General features: G+C 70.6%; 1 protein-coding gene. It reads right to left on the reverse strand.

All coding sequences use genetic code 11. The annotated features are described in order from the left end of the window. Positions 1-656, reverse strand: a 656-nt coding sequence (locus NLX86_RS34275) for a 2-oxoacid:acceptor oxidoreductase family protein (RefSeq protein WP_254375729.1), incomplete at both ends; no start/stop codon positions are given.

Below are 656 nucleotides of genomic sequence, written 5' to 3' on the forward strand. Positions count from 1 at the left end.
GCCTGCTCGGTCTTGGTGGGCAGGCCGGTGGAGGGCCCGCCGCGCTGGATGTCGACGATCAGCAGCGGCAGCTCCAGCGAGACGGCCAGGCCGATGGTCTCGGACTTCAGTGCCACACCGGGGCCGGAGGTGGTGGTCACGCCGAGCGCCCCGCCGAACGCGGCGCCCAGTGCGGCGCCGATGCCGGCGATCTCGTCCTCGGCCTGGAAGGTACGCACGCCGAAGTTCTTGTGCCTGGACAGCTCGTGCAGGATGTCCGAGGCCGGCGTGATCGGGTAGGAGCCGAGATACAGCGGCAGGTCGGCCTGCTCGGAGGCGGCGATCAGCCCGTAGGACAGGGCCAGGTTGCCGGAGATGCTGCGGTAGGTGCCGGCCGGGAACGCCTGGGTGGCGGGGGCGACCTCGTAGGAGACGGCGAAGTCCTCGGTGGTCTCGCCGAAGTTCCAGCCGGCCCGGAAGGCGGCCACGTTCGCCTCGGCGATCTGCGGCCTCTTGGCGAACTTGGCCCGCAGGAACCTCTCGGTGCCCTCGGTCGGCCGGTGGTACATCCAGCTGAGCAGCCCGAGCGCGAACATGTTCTTGGACCGCTCGGCCTCCTTGCGGGAGAGCCCGAAGTCCTTCAGCGCCTCGACCGTCAGGGTCGTCAGCGGCACCGG

Source organism: Streptomyces sp. A3M-1-3 (assembly GCF_024213665.1).
Lineage (GTDB): Bacteria > Actinomycetota > Actinomycetes > Streptomycetales > Streptomycetaceae > Streptomyces.